Source organism: Clostridium sp. DMHC 10, from assembly GCF_001270375.1.
Taxonomy (GTDB): Bacteria; Bacillota; Clostridia; order Clostridiales; family Clostridiaceae; genus Clostridium_S; species Clostridium_S guangxiense.
In genome coordinates this window covers 1415712-1433406 of sequence record NZ_LGVB01000015.1, presented here as the reverse complement: position 1 = coordinate 1433406, position 17695 = coordinate 1415712, and the positions used below count along the sequence as shown (strand labels likewise).

The 17695-nt window shown below is 30.6% G+C and carries 18 protein-coding genes, 3 pseudogenes and 2 riboswitches; of the genes and pseudogenes, 16 read left to right on the top strand and 5 right to left on the bottom strand.

Annotated elements, in window-relative coordinates:
* Nucleotides 1–107: 107 nt before the first annotated feature.
* From AGR56_RS20185 to AGR56_RS08880, 4 genes and pseudogenes are all read right to left on the bottom strand, one after another.
* Nucleotides 108–194 (bottom strand): winged helix-turn-helix transcriptional regulator, encoded by an 87-nt coding sequence (locus AGR56_RS20185; protein ID WP_157055814.1) that lies wholly within the window; start codon nucleotides 192–194, stop codon nucleotides 108–110.
* 65 nt (nucleotides 195–259) lie between these two features.
* A pseudogene (gene folK, locus AGR56_RS08890) lies at nucleotides 260–1088 on the bottom strand (2-amino-4-hydroxy-6-hydroxymethyldihydropteridine diphosphokinase).
* A 4-nt stretch (nucleotides 1089–1092) separates the two neighbouring features.
* Nucleotides 1093–1899 (bottom strand): dihydropteroate synthase, encoded by an 807-nt coding sequence (gene folP, locus AGR56_RS08885; RefSeq protein WP_053241956.1) that lies wholly within the window; start codon nucleotides 1897–1899, stop codon nucleotides 1093–1095.
* A gap of 9 nt (nucleotides 1900–1908) precedes the next feature.
* Complete coding sequence (locus AGR56_RS08880) at nucleotides 1909–2394, bottom strand: HD domain-containing protein (RefSeq protein ID WP_053241955.1); 486 nt, start codon at nucleotides 2392–2394, stop codon at nucleotides 1909–1911.
* 314 nt (nucleotides 2395–2708) lie between these two features.
* Between AGR56_RS08880 and AGR56_RS08875 the strand changes: the two genes are divergently transcribed.
* Nucleotides 2709–3245 (top strand): HAD-IIIA family hydrolase, encoded by a 537-nt coding sequence (locus AGR56_RS08875; protein WP_053241954.1) that lies wholly within the window; start codon nucleotides 2709–2711, stop codon nucleotides 3243–3245.
* Nucleotides 3246–3515: 270 nt separating this feature from the next.
* On the opposite strand, the gene AGR56_RS08870 is transcribed toward AGR56_RS08875, so the two are convergent.
* A complete protein-coding gene (locus tag AGR56_RS08870; RefSeq protein WP_053241953.1) occupies nucleotides 3516–5843 on the bottom strand; it encodes a PEP/pyruvate-binding domain-containing protein in 2328 nt (775 codons plus the stop codon).
* Nucleotides 5844–6032: 189 nt separating this feature from the next.
* Nucleotides 6033–6140: riboswitch (TPP riboswitch) on the top strand.
* 112 nt (nucleotides 6141–6252) lie between these two features.
* On the opposite strand from AGR56_RS08870, the gene thiS reads away from it, so the two are divergent.
* From thiS to panC, 15 genes and pseudogenes are all read left to right on the top strand, one after another.
* Entirely contained in the window at nucleotides 6253–6447 is a 195-nt protein-coding gene (gene thiS, locus AGR56_RS08865; protein ID WP_053241952.1) for a sulfur carrier protein ThiS, read from the top strand.
* Nucleotides 6448–7248 (top strand): sulfur carrier protein ThiS adenylyltransferase ThiF, encoded by an 801-nt coding sequence (gene thiF, locus AGR56_RS08860; RefSeq protein ID WP_053241951.1) that lies wholly within the window; start codon nucleotides 6448–6450, stop codon nucleotides 7246–7248.
* Between the two features lie 19 nt (nucleotides 7249–7267).
* On the top strand, nucleotides 7268–8038 hold the full coding sequence (locus AGR56_RS08855; protein ID WP_053241950.1) for a thiazole synthase: 771 nt from the start codon (nucleotides 7268–7270) through the stop codon (nucleotides 8036–8038).
* A gap of 11 nt (nucleotides 8039–8049) precedes the next feature.
* A pseudogene (thiH, locus tag AGR56_RS08850) lies at nucleotides 8050–9155 on the top strand (2-iminoacetate synthase ThiH).
* Nucleotides 9152–9727: a thiamine phosphate synthase gene (locus tag AGR56_RS08845; RefSeq protein WP_053241949.1), complete on the top strand. Its 576-nt coding sequence runs from the start codon at nucleotides 9152–9154 to the stop codon at nucleotides 9725–9727. Before thiH ends, AGR56_RS08845 begins: the two are co-directional and overlap by 4 nt.
* Before the next feature lie 273 nt (nucleotides 9728–10000).
* Nucleotides 10001–10636: a DUF2971 domain-containing protein gene (locus AGR56_RS08840; RefSeq protein ID WP_242851380.1), complete on the top strand. Its 636-nt coding sequence runs from the start codon at nucleotides 10001–10003 to the stop codon at nucleotides 10634–10636.
* A gap of 99 nt (nucleotides 10637–10735) precedes the next feature.
* The gene (locus tag AGR56_RS08835; RefSeq protein WP_053241948.1) at nucleotides 10736–11725 is read left to right on the top strand and encodes a type I phosphomannose isomerase catalytic subunit; all 990 of its coding nucleotides are present in this window, start codon (nucleotides 10736–10738) and stop codon (nucleotides 11723–11725) included.
* Between the two features lie 117 nt (nucleotides 11726–11842).
* Nucleotides 11843–11941, top strand: a riboswitch (TPP riboswitch).
* A gap of 151 nt (nucleotides 11942–12092) precedes the next feature.
* Complete coding sequence (gene thiD / locus AGR56_RS08830) at nucleotides 12093–12899, top strand: bifunctional hydroxymethylpyrimidine kinase/phosphomethylpyrimidine kinase (protein WP_053241947.1); 807 nt, start codon at nucleotides 12093–12095, stop codon at nucleotides 12897–12899.
* Entirely contained in the window at nucleotides 12892–14127 is a 1236-nt protein-coding gene (cytX, locus tag AGR56_RS08825; RefSeq protein ID WP_053241946.1) for a putative hydroxymethylpyrimidine transporter CytX, read from the top strand. Before thiD ends, cytX begins: the two co-directional genes overlap by 8 nt.
* On the top strand, nucleotides 14085–14903 hold the full coding sequence (thiM, locus tag AGR56_RS08820; protein ID WP_053241945.1) for a hydroxyethylthiazole kinase: 819 nt from the start codon (nucleotides 14085–14087) through the stop codon (nucleotides 14901–14903). The genes cytX and thiM overlap by 43 nt, the downstream gene beginning before the upstream one ends.
* Nucleotides 14890–15522, top strand: coding sequence for a thiamine phosphate synthase (gene thiE / locus AGR56_RS08815; RefSeq protein WP_053241944.1), 633 nt, complete (start codon nucleotides 14890–14892; stop codon nucleotides 15520–15522). Before thiM ends, thiE begins: the two co-directional genes overlap by 14 nt.
* 410 nt (nucleotides 15523–15932) lie before the next feature.
* A complete protein-coding gene (locus AGR56_RS08810; RefSeq protein WP_053241943.1) occupies nucleotides 15933–16316 on the top strand; it encodes a hypothetical protein in 384 nt (127 codons plus the stop codon).
* Between the two features lie 4 nt (nucleotides 16317–16320).
* Nucleotides 16321–16518: a hypothetical protein gene (locus AGR56_RS21685; RefSeq protein WP_053241942.1), complete on the top strand. Its 198-nt coding sequence runs from the start codon at nucleotides 16321–16323 to the stop codon at nucleotides 16516–16518.
* Nucleotides 16519–16527: 9 nt separating this feature from the next.
* Nucleotides 16528–16764, top strand: a pseudogene (locus AGR56_RS19460) (3-methyl-2-oxobutanoate hydroxymethyltransferase); the annotation flags it as partial.
* Between the two features lie 34 nt (nucleotides 16765–16798).
* Nucleotides 16799–17641, top strand: a complete 843-nt coding sequence (gene panC, locus AGR56_RS08800) for a pantoate--beta-alanine ligase (RefSeq protein ID WP_053241941.1) — start codon at nucleotides 16799–16801, stop codon at nucleotides 17639–17641.
* The last annotated feature ends 54 nt before the right edge of the window (nucleotides 17642–17695 follow it).

The following is a 17695-nucleotide window of genomic DNA, read 5'->3' as shown; positions in this document are numbered from 1 at the left end:
TTATTTTTTACCATAGGTACGTAAAATCTTTTCATAAGGACTGCTCTTTTTAATAAAAAATATTACAGGCATTGTCATTTATATTCATGTGCCCATTCCGAGAGATTTTATAAAATTGAAACAAGACTTTTTCTAGTGTTAGTAAGAGAATATTCTACTTTAGGTGGTATTTCATTGTATACAAATATCTGCATTAAATGATGTAGCAATTAAAAATGTTGGTGTTTATGATATTCTTCCCAAGCTTTTAATATTGCTCTTATTTTCGCATTGTTTTTTTTAGTTCATTTTTTATGTCAATTATTCGCTTATTTAATAAAGGATGAACCTTGTACGGAGCTATATCGCATAAGGGGTCTAACACGAAAAGTCTTTCATGCATTCTTGGATGAGGAATTATTATGTGTTCATCCTCTGTTACAATATCATCGTATAAAAGTATGTCTAAATCGATTGTTCTTGGTCCCCAGTGTATTTTTCTTTCTCTTTTAAGTTTTTTTTCAACTTCAAGAAGAAAATTCATTAATTCTAGAGGTGACATTAAAGTTTTAATTTCAGCAGCTCCATTTAAGAAATCATCTTGATCTAAATAACCTACAGGTGTAGTCTCATAAAAATTTGAAGCCCTGTTTATGTGGCATAAGTGATTTTCATCAATTAAATTTAATGCTTCATTTAAATTTTTATTTTTGTCACCCAGATTAGAACCGAGGGCAATATATACAGTGTGCCAGGAGCGTTCTATTTGAACAGCAACATAGTCAACAGGTTTTAAGATTGGAGCCCATGGTTTTTTTAAAGTTACTTTTACAGTTTTTATAATATTGTAATTAAGCAAAATAAATTCAGCAGTTTTTTCAGCAGCAGTTTCTATAAGGTCATATTTTTTCCTTTTAAACTCGTTTTCAAGTTCTGTACAAAGCTTTGCATAATTTACTGTTTCGTTTAAGTTATCTGTAGTACCAGCTTTCTTTAAATCTAGCAGAAGCTCGAAAGATAATAAAAAATTTTTGACCTAAACTTTTCTCTTCTTTTAAAACACCATGATGTGCAAATACTTCTAAATCCTTTATAATTATTTTATCCAAGCTATTATCTCCTTACTATGGCATCAGCAACCATGCATTCTCTTTTGTTTTCAAGGACATCGTGAACTCTTACAAAATCACAGCCCTTCATTACACCTATAACGGATGTGGCTGCCGTTCCTTCAACTCTTTCTTCTGGCGGTAAGTCAAGTATTTTACCTATGGTGGATTTTCTTGATGTACCTAAGAGAATAGGATAACCAAGAACTTTAAGCTTTTCAAGATTATTCATTAAAATAAGATTTTCATTAAAATTCTTTGCAAATCCAATACCAGGATCTACAATTATGTTTTCTTTTCTGACTCCAGCGTTTAAAGCTATGGTTATGCTTTTTCCAAGATCATTTATTACGTCCTCAACTAAATTTTTATAGGTGCTGTTGTCTCTATTGTGCATGAGGCAGCATGGAACATCATATTTTGCAGCAACTTCTGCTATATAAGGATCCTTTTTAAAACCCCACACATCGTTTATAAGATGAGCTCCGGCTTTTATTGCAAGTTCTGCAGTTTTACCCTTGTAAGTATCTATGGATATAGGAATATGAAATTCTTTAGATAGAGCTTCAATTACAGGAACGACTCTTTTAATTTCATCTTCTAGGGCAACAGGAGTATGATTTGGTCTTGTAGATTCTCCTCCAATGTCTATTATATCTGCACCTTCATCAATCATTTCTTTTGCATGTTTTAGAGCTGACTCTATATTGTTAAATTTTCCTCCATCAGAGAAGGAGTCAGGTGTTACATTTAAAATTCCCATTATGTAAGTTCTTTTTCCTATAATAAAATTTTTATTTCCAATTAGCATGCTTTCACCTCAATATGTTATATTAAAATTTTTTTTATCATCATTCCAATTACATTCTTTAATCGCTTTACAGTTGAAGCATTTCCTTGAGAGCTTATCGCTTTTATAAAGTAGTGAACTTAAAGTTGAAACTTCAGTTTTTTTTCTGTGATTTTTTATCGCATCAGTTATTAAAATTATTTCAGCTTCATCAAAATTAGAAGCTTTTAAAATTTCCACAGCAAGTTTTGCACTTGCATCATTGTGTGGAATACCACTTTCGTACTGCTGCCATTTGCCAATGTCGTGTAAAAGTGCGGCAGCATAGATTATGTCTTTTTTCAAATTTAGCTTTTCTTCAAATGATATTATATATGCAATCCTAGCAACATCTAGAAAATGATTCAGGTTGTGATGGCAAAATTTTCTATATTTTTCTAAACTTTTATTTTTACTGAGATATTCATTAAATTTATCATTATGAAGTATTAAATTTATTCTATCATTTGTATTCATAGTTAACTCCTATAGAGATGTTTTTTAATATTATATCATAAAAAATATTATATTCAGTAGATATAGAATCTTTTCGTAAAATTTTAAATTAATAAAATAACCTAAATAAATATATCAAATTACATATATTAATATAATAATATTAAAAGTATAGATTATAGGGACGGATTGTAATATAATAATAAGTGTAAACAAAATGAAATTATTACAATTAACATATATTTGCAAGTTAAATTATACATGGAAATATAATTGATCATTTTTCTATGTAAAAATAGATAGTTTAAAAATATGCTAATAATGAGGTTGCGGTTATGGGAAATAAAATTAAAGCGGTATTTATTGATAGAGATGGAACTATGGGAGGAGGCAGCGAAGTAATTTATCCTGGTGACTTTAAGTTATATTCATTTACAAGAGAGGCTTTTAAAATACTTAAACGTCATAAAGTTAAAATTTTTGCATTTACTAATCAACCTGGAATTTCACTTGGAAAAGCTACAATGGGGAGTTTTGTAGAGGAGTTGTTAGGTTTTGGATTGGATAATGCATATATATGCCCTCATAGTCCTAAAGAACATTGTAATTGTAGAAAACCTGAAGCAGGATTACTTTTAAAAGCATCAACTGAATACAAATTGGATTTTTCAGAATGTATGGTGATTGGTGATAGATTAAGTGATATGCAGGCAGCTGAAAAGGTAGATTCACATAAAATATTAGTAAGAACTGGTGTTGGAATTAATTCTTTAAAAGCAAACAAAAAGCATGAAGAAAACATGCAAATTGATTATTTAGCTAAAAATCTTTTGGATGCTGTAAAATGGATGGTAGTAGAAAACTACCTTTAGAGCAGAGTACAAAGTACAGATGACAGAGTACGGTGAAGGATGATTTTTCTACGCTATCGCTTCAAAAAATCTAAAACTTAATGCTTGCGCATGACATAAAATATAGTGTTCAGCGCAGCTGATACTATTAAGTTCTAAGATTTACCTAAGAGAAGCGAAAGGTAAATCCACCTTCACTGTACTTTGTACTCTGTGATTTGTACTCTGAGTCAAAAACAAATTTATCAGGATATATTTGTTTTTGACTTTACGTGTTTCAAGTTGCAAACTTCATCTAATTATAGTGACTTGTTTATTAGCACAATCTATTTTTAGGAGATTTGCAGTAGACCATTTCTTATATAGAGTTTCACCAGCACCTATAATTGCAGGAATGCCGAGTTCACCAGCTCTGATTGCCATATGAGAATTTATTCCACCATACATTGTGATAAATCCAGCAATGTCATGCAAAAATATCCAATCATATCCTGGATCTGCATTAGGAATCATTAGTATGCTATTTTTAAGATTTTCTCTAGAATTATCTATATTTTTAATTTTTGATATCACTGACTTTTGCGTAATAAAATTAGGTTCTGATTTTGGAACATGAAACGCTAAAATGTCATCACAATTTACTATAAGTGAAGGAAGTATAACTTGTTTTGTAATTTTATATGTTTTTTTACCTTCGCTTATACTATTAGCTAGAGTTAATTTTATATTTTTATTCGATGAATATAATTCATTTATGCAATTAATATTTGCGTATGAACAGTCTTCAACTGTAAAATCATTTTTCGAACCAAGCTGTTTAAATAGTGAAAGGGCATCACTTAAATTATGAGTAAATATAAATTTTGAATATTCTCTAAATTCTATAGAACTTTTAATAAAATCAAATAATTCTATACAATTGCAATTTAAATTATACTTTTTTAATAGTTTATTTATTTTAGATATTTGATTTGAAGATAACTGAAAATTTGTATTATTATAATTTTTGCTATTATTTGAAGTATTCCAATCAAAATATAATTCAGGATTTTCATCATATCGCAAAGAAAGAATATCATATGTTCCTGGTCTTAAATGGCCATATTTATTTAAAAATTCTTGTTTACTTATATGATTAAAGTCATATCTAATTTTAGAACCTACAGTATTAAGTGATTTCATAAAACCTTGATATTCATATTGGGACAAAATTCCATTATTAACAATAGAATTTAGTAATTCCATGGCTATAAATCCACATCGTGCTAATCCTGCAAATGGTAGAGCACCATATATACTACAATCTTTAAGTAACCAATATATTTTAGAGATTATGTCTAAATTGCTATTGTAAATTAATTCTCTACGTTTTTTTAATTCCATAATTTTTTTTATATCATTTTTCCATAGTTGATCACTTCCGCTTATAATGTTATTGGTTAGCTTTTGAAGACTATCACTTAATTCCTTACATTCATTCTCATTAAATCCTTTACATAAGAGATCATTAAGCTTTTTTTCTGTATCAAATGTGTAGCATGAGAATACTATTTTAAATTCTATTTTATCATGGTAGTTAGGAAATTTTATAAGCGAGTTTATATAATAGTTAACCAGTTTTTCACACAAGTTTTTTGACAAATTCGCTGGTAAAAATGAGTTGAAGCTTATTCGCAAGTCTATATACGGTAGTCCGTAAAAATCCATTAATAATGGAAAACCTATAACATTCTTATATCCATATTTATTTCTTTGATATGCCCAAATTTCATCTGTAATAATTTTTTTATAAAGGGATAATGCTAATGGTTTGGGTCTAATACCTATGATTTCAGCAGGATTCCAATCAGCCATTACACCATAAATAGTTTTATCTCCGTATAAATAAGGATGTCTTGAATTCAGTTGAGATATTTTTTGTCTTAATTCGTAAATAAATTTCTTGTTTTTATTATTCTGATTAGTTAAGCTTACAATAAGAGGTCTTACTTGAAAAAGGTATAAATTATAAGTGGCATCGAATGCAAATTCAATATCCAGTGAATCTGTAGAAAACAAAGTTTCAAGTTCTTTAATTAAATTTATAATTTTAAGAAGATTTTTATCTATATTAGGAACTATTTTTGAATATTTGTAATAATAAAATGTTTTTAAGTTATTAGTTTTACCAGCGGTGACTGAATCTGTAGCATATGTGTAATCATCATAGTTTATAACTATATAGTCACCACAAGAATTAGGATCTTTACTAAAAGCAACACCACTCATTTTTACATTTTTTAGCATAGGTTGAATGAAAAATTGATCTTTTAAATTTAAATATTTATAAGATTTTATAACTTTCAAAATTGCGGTGCATATTTGATTTTCACCAATGACGTTAGGTACTGAGAGAAAGCAACCGGCTAATGAATGGATTGAATTATCTTCAGATATGGAACTGCTTCTTACTATTAAAGGAATATCAATCCAATTCTTTTCTTTTACTAAATCAATTATTTTTTGACTATTGTTAATCCATTCACTTACTGTTAAACGTATTTGAGGAATAATTTTAGCGTTAGTAATAACTTTAGATAAATGTTCAAGTGTTTCAGATTTTGTACCAAAACTAATCATATTATTTCCTCCTTTAATGTTGAATGATTTTTATTTTTATATTATGTGTGATTGTAATTGTTATACAAATATTAACACATTATAATTTATGATACAATATTCTAAAATATTGTAGTAATGTTTCGTGTTTCACTTTATATATATTTGCAATTTTTTTCTTAATGTGATAAATTAAAAAGGTAAAATTTAATATTTTAACTGGGGAGCCTGTAGACAGGCTGAGAGTGGAATGTGATTCCAGACCCTCATAACCTGATTTGGATAATGCCAACGTAGGGAGAGTAGGTAGTTCATATTTAACATGAAATTCTGCGCAGAGTTTGTGTATTTATAATATGAAAGTAGTAGATTATGAGGGAAACAGTTTTGTTTCTCTTTTTTTATTTCCAAAAATAAGTGAGGTGGTACTTTGTTAGTAAATGGTAAAGAAATTAATTTTAAAGAAGGTATTACTGTTACACAATTATTAAATGAAATTAATGTTGACAAAGATAGAGTAGTTGTAGAAGTAGACATGGAAATAGTAGATAGAAATGAATATGATAAAAAAATGCTGTGTACATCCTCAAAAGTAGAAGTAATAAGATTTGTTGGGGGCGGCTAAGTGAAAATTTGCGTGAATGAAAAATTGAAGGACATTCCTTATGAAACTATGCTTTTTAGTCTTAAGAATGAAATAAAAGAAGATGCTGATGTTATTGTTTATAATGGTTTCATAATGAAAAATGACATTAAGCTTAAAGATGGAGATTGCATAGTATTTATAAAAAAAGGTGAAATTCCAAGTAAAGATGAAATGGAAGCGCAGCTTATGGCAAGACACACCCCTGAGGTTCATAATAAAATTAAAAAGTTTTCTATAGGGATTGCAGGACTTGGAGGACTTGGTTCAAATGCTGCTGTGTCACTTGCAAGAGTTGGAGTAGGAAAACTTTTATTAGTGGATTTTGATGTGGTTGAACCGAGCAATTTAAATAGGCAGCAGTATTTTATAAAGCACATTGGAATGAAGAAAGTAGAGGCCTTAAAGGAAGTAATATCTTGGTGCAATCCATTTGTAGAAGTAGATACGTTGGATACATTTATAAATAAAAATAATGCAGTAGATATTTTTAAAAATGTGGATATAATTATTGAAGCTTTTGATAATCCAGTTTCTAAAGCAGTACTTACAAATGCGGTGCTTACAAAGATGAGAGATAAGAAAATTATATGTGCTTCTGGCATGGCGGGATATTTTTCAAGTAATACAATACGAACAAAAAAGGTAAATAAAAATTTCTACTTGGTTGGTGATATGGAAAATGAAGCTAAACCAGGCGTAGGACTTATGGCACCAAGAGTATCTATTGCAGCAAATCATGAGGCAAATGCAGTGCTCAGAATAATAATGAATGAAGAATGAAAACGGAGGTTTTTAATAAATGGATGAACTTATTATAGGTGGAACTAAGCTTAAAAATAGGCTTTTTATTGGCACAGGAAAGCTTAGTTCAAATGAAATAATTCCGGAAATTATGAAAAAGTCAAATGCAGAAGTTATAACCGTTGCACTTAGAAGGGTAGATACAACTTCGGCAGAAAGTGATAATATACTTAATTTTGTAAATAAGAATTTAATACTTTTGCCAAATACATCGGGGGCTAGAAATGCAGAAGAAGCAATAAGGCTTGCTAGAATTGCAAAGGCAGCAGGATGTGGAAATTGGATTAAAATAGAAGTTATCTCAGATAATAAATACTTACTTCCAGATAATTATGAAACTATAAAGGCAACAGAAGCACTTGCAAAGGAGGGATTTGTAGTACTTCCATATATAAATCCTGATTTAATGGATGCTAGAAGACTTGTGAATATAGGTGCAGCTGCTGTAATGCCACTGGGAGCGCCTATTGGCACCAATAGAGGACTTAGAACTAAGGAAATGATAAAAATTTTAATAGAAGAAATAAATGAAGTGCCTATAGTTGTTGATGCAGGAATCGGTAAACCATCAGATGCAGCACTTGCTATGGAAATGGGAGCTGATGCTGTTCTCGTAAACACAGCTATAGCAACAGCTGATAATCCTGTTTTAATGGCAGAAGCATTTTCGCTTGCAGTTGAAGCAGGAAGAAAAGCATACACAGCGAAACTTGGTGCTGAAAGAGAATATGCTGAAGCTTCATCACCACTTACAGGATTTTTAAGATAGAAGGTGAGAAAATGAGTTTTTATGAAAAATTACAACAATATAAGAATTTTAACTTTGAAGATTTTTTTCTAGAGTAAAGGACAATGATATAGAAAATATTTTATGTAAGGATAACTTAGATGAAATGGATTTTTTAAGGCTTTTATCTCCAGCAGCAGAAAGGTATCTAGAGCCTTTAGCACAAAAGGCCAGAAAATTGTCCTTAAGAAATTTTGGGAAGACAGTTGTACTGTACACACCAATGTATATTGCAAACTATTGTGTAAATGGATGTGCATACTGTGGTTATAATGTAAGAAATAAAATAGCGAGAAAACAGCTTACCTTTGAAGAAATTGAGAAAGAAGCTAAAGCTATACACGAATCTGGCATGAGAAATATAATAGTTTTAACAGGAGAATCAAAGGTTCATACACCAGTATCATATATAAGAGATGCTATAAAAATATTAAAGAAATACTTCAGCTCTATATGTATAGAAATATATCCTCTAGAAGTTGAGGAATACAGGGAACTTGTTGATGCAGGAGCAGACAGTCTTACAATTTATCAGGAAACTTATAATGAAGAAAAATACGATAAAGTTCATTTAAGTGGACCTAAAAAGAATTTTAAATTTAGACTTGATGCACCTGAAAGAGTGTGTAAGGCAGGAATTCGCTCTATAGGAACAGGAGCACTTTTAGGACTGTACAAATGGAGAAGTGAAGCATTTTTTACAGGACTTCATGCAGCATATATACAAGATAAGTTTCCAAGTGTTGAAATGTCAATGTCTGCACCAAGAATAAGACCTCATGCAGGAAGCTTTAATGACATATATGAGGTAAACGATAAAAATATTGTACAAGTTATTTTAGCATATAAGTTGTTTTTGCCACGAGCAGGTACAAATATAACTACAAGGGAACCAGCAAAATTTAGAGATAGTCTTATACCTATAGGGGTGACAAAAATGTCTGCGGGAGTATCAACAGAAGTTGGAGGACATTCTTGTAAGGATAAAGGAGAAGGACAGTTCGACACCAATGATAAAAGAAGTGTTATGGAAGTTTATAGTTCTATAAAAAAATTAGGATATAATCCAGTGTTTAAGGATTTTGAAAATGCGCTATGATATATGTTGTTACAAATAGAAAATTAGTGGTGAACGGAAATTTATGTGATAGGCTTGAAAAAGCACTTGAATATGGTGCTAAAAATATAATTTTGAGGGAGAAAGATCTTAAATACAATGAACTTTATGAACTAGCTTGCAAAATAAAAGTTGCTGCGGATAAATACGATGCAAGGCTAATTGTTAATGGAAATTTAAGGGTAGCTGAAGAAATTAAGGCCTATGCCTATCATATGGGCTTTGAGAATTTTATGAGACAAGAAAAAGTCGATATAAAAATAGGAGTATCAGTTCATAGCTTGGAAGAAGCAATTAAAGCTGAAAAAAATGGTGCAGCATATTTGCTTTGCGGGAATGTATATGAAACAGTCTGTAAACCGGGACTAAAAGGAAAAGGATTAGATTATATTAGGAAAATTGCGGCTAAAGTAGCTGTGCCTGTAATTGCCATTGGAGGCATTAGTGAAAAAAATGTAAGAGATGTAATTGAAGCGGGTGCTAAAGGTGTGGCTATAATGTCCTCTGCGATGAAGGAACCTTTAGTTGTGGAAAAGCTTTTAAGAGAAATTTAATTAAGGCTATGTTTTAATTAAAAAAAAAGTGGAGATGATTATCATTTCCGCTTTTTTTGTTTTGAAATATAGCTCAAATTAATAATATAAGTTGATTATGGAAAAACTAAATATTAATTTATATTAAGGAGTAAAATATTTTGGAATGGATAGAAGAATATAAAAAAGTTATTTTTCGCAGGAAAAAAAAAAGATGAGGCATATGAGCTAAAATATAATAACCTTCCTAAAAAATTATATAAATATGAAGTTATAAATGAGGAAAAAATAAACATGCTTATAAATAGTGAACTTTGGTTTTCAAATCCAGATGACTTTAATGATCCATTTGATTCATGTGGAATATGCTTTGATGAAGGAGAAATTAAAAAATATTTAAAGGACATTGATGTTTCAAAACTAATTAATTCGTTTAAAAAGGACGTTAAGATTTGTTGTTTTTCTGAGGAGATTAATAGTATGCCTATGTGGACACATTATGCTGGAAATCATGAGGGAATGTGTGCAGAATATGATTTTTCCAAAGTTAGTTATACGAATAGATTTTCAAAATATTTATTTCCTATAGTGTATCAAACTGAAAGATATGATATAACTAATATTTTAAAAGACCTCATTAATGATAAAACAGAAGATGCAGCATATATGCTTTTCTTTATGATGCAAATAAAACATATAAGCTGGAATTATGAAAAAGAATGGAGAATAATACTCAAAGATAAGCAAATACGTAAAAATGTTAAATTTCCAATAAAACCAAGTGCACTATATTTGGGACTAAATTGCAGCAGTAAAAATGTAGAGCTCATAAAGAAATTAGCTCATAATTCTATAAATTGTCCTATATATAAGTTAGAGAAAACAAATACTAAATTATTTAATTTTAAAAGCATATGTATTGATAAATAAATGTATACAACTTATAATATGGTTTATATAAGCAAATATACTTTAAATAATTTTATTAAAAATTTAAAATAACAGGCATATTATAAGGAGGATTTTGTTGTGTATCCATTAAAATTCGAAAATTTATACTATGAGAAAATATGGGGCGGAAGGGACTTAGAACAATTTAGAGATAATCTCCCAGATGGCAATATAGGCGAAAGTTGGGATGTTGCTTGCCATAAAAATGGAACGAGTATTGTAGCGAATGGTGAATTTAAAGGTAAAAGGCTTGATGTTTTGATAAAGGAAGAAGGAAGCAGGCTTATAGGAACAAAGATAAGTCCAGATTGGTTTCCGCTTCTTATAAAATTAATAAATGCTAAAGATAAGCTTTCTGTTCAAGTTCATCCTAATGACGAGTATGCCAAAAGAGTTGAGGGCGACATGGGAAAAACTGAGGTTTGGTATGTTGTTGAGGCTTTTGAAGGTGCTAATTTAGTCGTTGGAACAAAGGGAAACTGTACTAAAGAACAACTTAAAGAGGCTCTTGAAAAAGATGAACTAGATGAATACATGAATAAAATTCCGGTTAAAAAGGGAGATGTATACCTTGTAAGAAGTGGTATGATTCATGCTATAGGTGAGGGAGTTATAATAGCAGAAATTCAGCAGAATAGTGATACTACTTATAGGGTTTCTGATTATAATAGGGGTAGAGAAATACATGTTAAAAAAGCTCTTGATGTAATAGATTTAAGCCTTCGTGGTAAAAAAAGTGAAGGAATAAAAGTTAAAAAAGATGGATATGAAAAAACTTATCTTTGTCTTGGAAGAGATTTTTCACTTGAATTATATGATTTTAAAGATGAACTTACAGAAAAAAGTGATGAAGAGAGATTTTATATATTCACATGTGTTGATGGGAAAGGACAACTTTTATATGGAGAAAATAACAACGAAAGTGAAAATATAAAATATGGAGATAGTATTTTAATACCCGCAGCTACAGGAAGTTACACATTTAAAGGAAGCATGAAACTTTTAAAGAGCTATGTTCCTGATGTTGAAAAGGTTCAAAAAGAAATACTCAGAGAGATAAGATATTAAAAAATTCAGAAGTGTTATCAGATTGTATTTAAATTTTAATGTGAAATTTTGAATAAAGCTTTACAATTTTATATATTTGTGTATATAATTAAGTCGTATTTTAAAATTTAATAAATTATTGTATTGCGGGGGAACCATTTGGTTGAGAAGGTTAAAACCTGACCCTTTGAACTTGAAGTAGTTAAAACTACCGTAGGGAGCAAAGTGAATTTATGTATTTTTATTTGAAATAAATGCTTACCTAAAAAGTAAGCATTTTTTATTTGGATAATTTCATTAAGAATGTATCTAAATTGAAATGTATTCAATGTCATTTCTAATTTCATTTCCCTCCGAGATACAAGAAGAATATAGGAGGAGTTTACCTATGAAAAAAGTATTAACAATTGCAGGATCTGATTCTAGCGGCGGTGCAGGCATTCAAGCAGATTTAAAAACCTTTTCTGCTCATGGAGTTTTTGGAATGAGTGTAATAGCCGCAGTCACAGCTCAAAATACCAAGGAAGTTATTGATGTCCAGAATATAAGTCCAGATATTATAGGAAAGCAAATTGATGCTATTTTTGATGATATTGAAGTTGATGCAATAAAAATAGGCATGATATCTGAAATTGAGGGTATAAAGGTGGTTTCTGAGAGACTAAGAAAGTATAAACCACAAAATGTTGTTTTGGACCCTGTTATGGTATCAAAATCAGGATATTCACTTATGAACCCAAATTCTGTTGAGACGCTTATAAAAGAACTTATACCAATTGTATCAGTTGTAACTCCTAATATACCAGAGGCAGAAATAATAGCTAGTATTAAAATTAAAACTATGGGGGATATGGAGAAAGCAGCAAAAATAATGTATAACATGGGACCTAAGAATGTACTTGTAAAAGGGGGACATTTAACAGGGGATGCTACAGATGTTTTATATGATGGAAAAGAATTTGTTTATTTAGAAAATCAAAGGATTAACACAAAAAATACTCATGGAACAGGTTGTACGCTTTCTTCTTCTATAGCATCAAATTTAGCACTTGGAATGAACATAAAGGAAGCTGTAAAAAATGCTAAAAAGTACATAACAACTGCCATAGAACATTCACTTGCTATAGGACATGGCTCAGGACCAACTAATCATTTTTATGAATTATATAAAAAGGCTGGATTGAACTATGAGTAAAACTAAAGAGAAAATGTATTTTTGGGACTTTGCACTTTTATGGTGTGGTGCTGCTATTTCTATAGCTGAAATTTTAACGGGGGGATCAATAGCAGCTTTAGGTTTTAAAAAAGGGTTAATTGCAATAATACTTGGACACCTTATTGGTACAGCAATATTTATATTTGCAGGTATAATCGGTACTCGTGAAAAGGTTCCTGCAATTACTTCTACAAGAATATCGTTTGGCTTGTATGGTACATATTTGTTTTCAATATTAAATGTGCTTCAGCTTCTTGGATGGACAGCAGTTATGATAAATTCATGTGCTCAGTCTTTAAATTTAATAAGTAAAACAATGTGGTCCATAAATAATATTCCTCTGTGGAGTGTATTTACAGCAGTGCTTATTATATTGGTCATAGCTTTTGGAATGACTGGATTTAAAAAGATTAACACTTTAGCAGTAGTGCTTTTGTTTGCACTTACACTTGTACTTGGATGGGTTGTTTTTAGAAGTGGCAAGCTTTTTTCAAAACCAGTAGGTACCAATATGTCTTTTGGAAGTGCTCTTGAACTTGTAATAGCAATGCCTGTTTCATGGCTTCCTATGGTTGCAGATTATACAAGATTTGCAGAAAATGAAAAAGACGGTGCTTTTGGCAGCCTTTTAGGATATTTTGTTGGAAGTTCGTGGATGTTCATTATAGGTCTTGGAGCAGCAATTGTTTCAAAAAATCCTGATCCTTCGGCTATGATGCTTGCTGCAAATCTTGGAATATCGGCTTTTGGAATTGTTGTGCTTTCAACAGTAACAACCACATTTATGGATGCATATTCAGCTGGAGTTACATTTTTAAATATAATGCCAAGGTTTAATGAAAAGGCTGCGGCTATAGTTATAACAATAATAGGAACAGCAGCATCATTATTAGTTAACATGGACAATTATACGAGCTTTCTTTATGCAATAGGTTCAGTTTTTGCTCCATTATTTGCAGTGCTTTTAACAGATTATTTCATAATAAAAAAGCAGACGAAAATAGAGGATAAACTGCTATTAAACATAGGTTCAGCTATAGTATGGGTAATTGGAGTAGCAACTTATTACTTATTTATTAAGTTAGATTTTATATTTGGTGCAACACTTCCAAGCATGGTGATAACAGGAATACTATATTTTATTAGTTGGAGGTATATAAACAAATGGAAATTAATGAAAAACTCAAAGAACTTTTATGCAGCGTAAAGGAGAAGAAACCTCTTGTACATCATATAACTAACTATGTTACAGTAAATGACTGTGCAAATATAGTTTTAGCTGTCGGCGGTTCACCAGTAATGGCAGACGATGAAAATGAAGTAGAGGATATGGTTTCTATAGCTTCAAGTCTTGTGATTAATATTGGTACATTAAATAGTAGAACCATAGAAGCTATGATAAAGGCCGGTAAAAGAGCAAATAAAATTGGAATTCCAGTGGTATTAGATCCTGTTGGAGTAGGAGCAACACCATATAGAAAGGAAACTGCTTTAAGACTTATAAAGGAAATTAAGTTTGCTGTAATTAGAGGCAATTTAGCAGAAATCAAAATATTATGCGGTATGAAGGCAGTTTCAAAGGGTGTTGATTCAGAAGAAACTCTTACAGATGATGCAAAGGAAATAGCAAAAACCTGCGCTAAACGTCTAAGCACAGTTGCTGCAATTACTGGAGTAGATGATTATGTGTCTGATGGAAATAAAGTTATAGTTCTTAAAAATGGAACTAAGATGCTTACAACTGTTACCGGAACAGGATGCATGACTACATCGCTTGTTGGTACATACTGTGGCGTAACTAAAAATTATCTGTTGGCAGCTGCTGCAGGAATTTTAACTATGAGTATGTCTGGAGAGAAGGCACATGAAAAACTTACAAAGAATGAAGGCAGCGGAAGCTTCAGAGTAAAACTTATAGATGAAGTTTTTAATATTTCGGGTGAAGATTTTGTGAAAAGGGGCAAGGTTAATGAAGAAAATTGATTATAGTCTATATCTTGTAACAGAGAGAAGTCTGCTTTGCAATATTGAGTTAGAAAAGGCTGTGGAGCAGGCCATACTTGGTGGTTCTACACTTGTGCAATTAAGGGAAAAAAATCTTTCGACTATGGATTTTTACAATACTGCAATAAATGTTAAAAAAGTTACGGATAAATACAATGTACCACTTATAATTGATGATAGATTAGATATAGCATTAGCAGTTGATGCAGCTGGTATTCATGTAGGACAAAGTGATATGCCTTGTGATATTGCAAGAAAGATAATTGGTACGGATAAAATACTTGGGGTTTCAGCTCATAATGTAGAAGAAGCTTTAAAGGCACAAAAGGATGGTGCTGATTATCTTGGAGTAGGGGCAATTTTCCCAACAGGAACTAAAAATGATGCGGAAGACGTAAGTATAGAAACCTTAAAGGAAATAGTACAAAAAGTTGATATCCCGGTTGTTGCAATTGGTGGTGTAAGTGAAGAAAATGTAGATAAACTTTCAGATACAGGAATTGCTGGGATTTCTGTTGTTTCAGCAATACTAGGGAAAAAGGATATTAGAAAAGCAGCAGAGAATTTAAAAGCAGCTGTTAGAAATATTACGAAGTAACTTGTTCTTTTTAGAGAATCTATAAAAATTACTCTTACTAAGTCTGCATTTTTTTCGCCAAACTCGTAATAAACGTTTTTCATGCGACTTGGTAAATTCTCAGCTTTTTTCTGCAAATATTTTAACTGCTGCTTGTAAAATTCTTTCACGTGCATTTGGTTTATTCATTAATTTTTTATCATCTCCTTAGATTTAGTACCGAATGTTCAGTTTAAATAATTATAACATATTTTGTATGTAAAGTATATAAAAGTAATAGATATTATTGTATATATGAAGAATTTGTGTTATGTTATTTTTAGGATGGGAAGTATCCAAACGGAACTTCACCTTAGAATTTTTTTAATTGTATTTTATATTTTTCTTGGATCTTTTAAATGAGATAGGAAAAGTATTTTTATGTAAATAATGTGAAATTAAGTAGATGTTATAGCAAAAGTTACAATTCTGCAGAACATGCAGCAGAGTTTACAAACTCAAAGGCGTATGATAAATTGCAAAATATTGTAATTGAGAGTGACGCATTATTTATAACTACTCCTGACGATGAAATTAAAAAGATTTGGCAAAGTATAAAAAATGTAAAAATAAATGATAAACTTATTATTCATACCAGTGGAAGTTTATCATCTAATATCTTTTCTGATATAAAAAATAAAGGTGCCTTCGGATATTCAATCCATCCTATGTTTCCATTTTCAGATAAATACAATACCTATAGACAGTTAAATAGTGCTTATTTTTCAATTGAAGGAGATAAAGAGTACCTACAGACTTTAAAAACTTTTTATTGAAAAATTGGCAAATACTGCATTTATAATAGATGCAGATAAAAAATCATTGTATCATCTTGAAGTTATACCAAAGAAGCATTGCGAGCTTTATAAGGAACTTTCAAGACAGTTATTGTATTTAGCTTTGGAAAAGAACAAAGAAAAAGATTATGGAAGGGTCATTAATTTTTTAGGAGGCAGAAATGATGAAAAATACAGTTGATACTTTTAGAAAATCAAAGGAAACTAAGGAAAAAGTGAAGCCAGAGCTAAAGAACTCATAGAGGATGCAAAAAAAATTGAAGCAGCAGGGGCTTTTGCTATAGTACTTGAATGTGTACCAGCTAAGCTTGCAGAAATTATGAAGAATGCTTTTAAGGATTATATAGAAGATGTGAAGGTAGGTGCCTTTCCAGCAGAGGAACATACTTTTAAAATAGATGAAAGCGTTATTGAAAAACTTTATTAATAGCAGAGAGTAATAAAAAGGAGTGGAAAAGTAAATGAAAACTGTTTATACTATAAAAGAAGTTAGAGAAAATATAAAAGAATGGAAAAAGCAAGGTTTAACCATAGGGCTTGTTCCTACAATGGGATATTTGCATGAGGGGCATAAAAGTCTTATAGAAAGGGCAGCAAAAGAGAATGATAGGGTTGTTGTAAGTGATTTTGTAAATCCAATTCAATTTGGACCGAAGGAAGATTTAGCAGTTTATCCAAAAGACTTAAAAAGAGATGAGGCAGTATGTGTAGCTGGTGGAACTTCTCTTCTATTTAATCCAGAGCCTTCTGAGATGTATTTCAAAGACGCAGAAACTTATGTAAATGTTGATAAAATAACAGAGGTATTATGTGGAGCGAGAAGACCTGGACATTTTAGAGGGGTATGTACTGTAGTTTCAAAGTTATTTAATATTGTTAAACCTGATAGAGCGTATTTTGGTGAAAAGGATGCACAGCAGCTTGCAGTAATAAAGAGAATGGTAAGAGATTTAAATTTTGATATAGAAATAGTAGGATGTCCAATTGTAAGAGAAGCAGATGGACTTGCTAAGAGTTCCAGAAATACTTATCTTACAGATGAAGAAAGAAGTGCAGCTGTTGTTTTGAGTTTGAGTTTGAAAAAGGCTAGAGTAGCTCTTGAAAATGGTGAAAGAAATGCAGATAAATTAATAGAAATAATAAAATGTGAAATTGAAAAAGAGCCTCTCAGTAAAATAGATTATGTTGAGATTGTAGATAGTGAGAATCTTAAGAAGGTTTCAGTAATAAATAAAAGTGTTCTTATTGCAATAGCAGTATATGTAGGAAAAACGCGTCTTATAGATAATTTTACTTGGAGGTAGATTTTTAAATTATGAAAAATAAAATTATATGATATACTATTTATGTATGTGCAT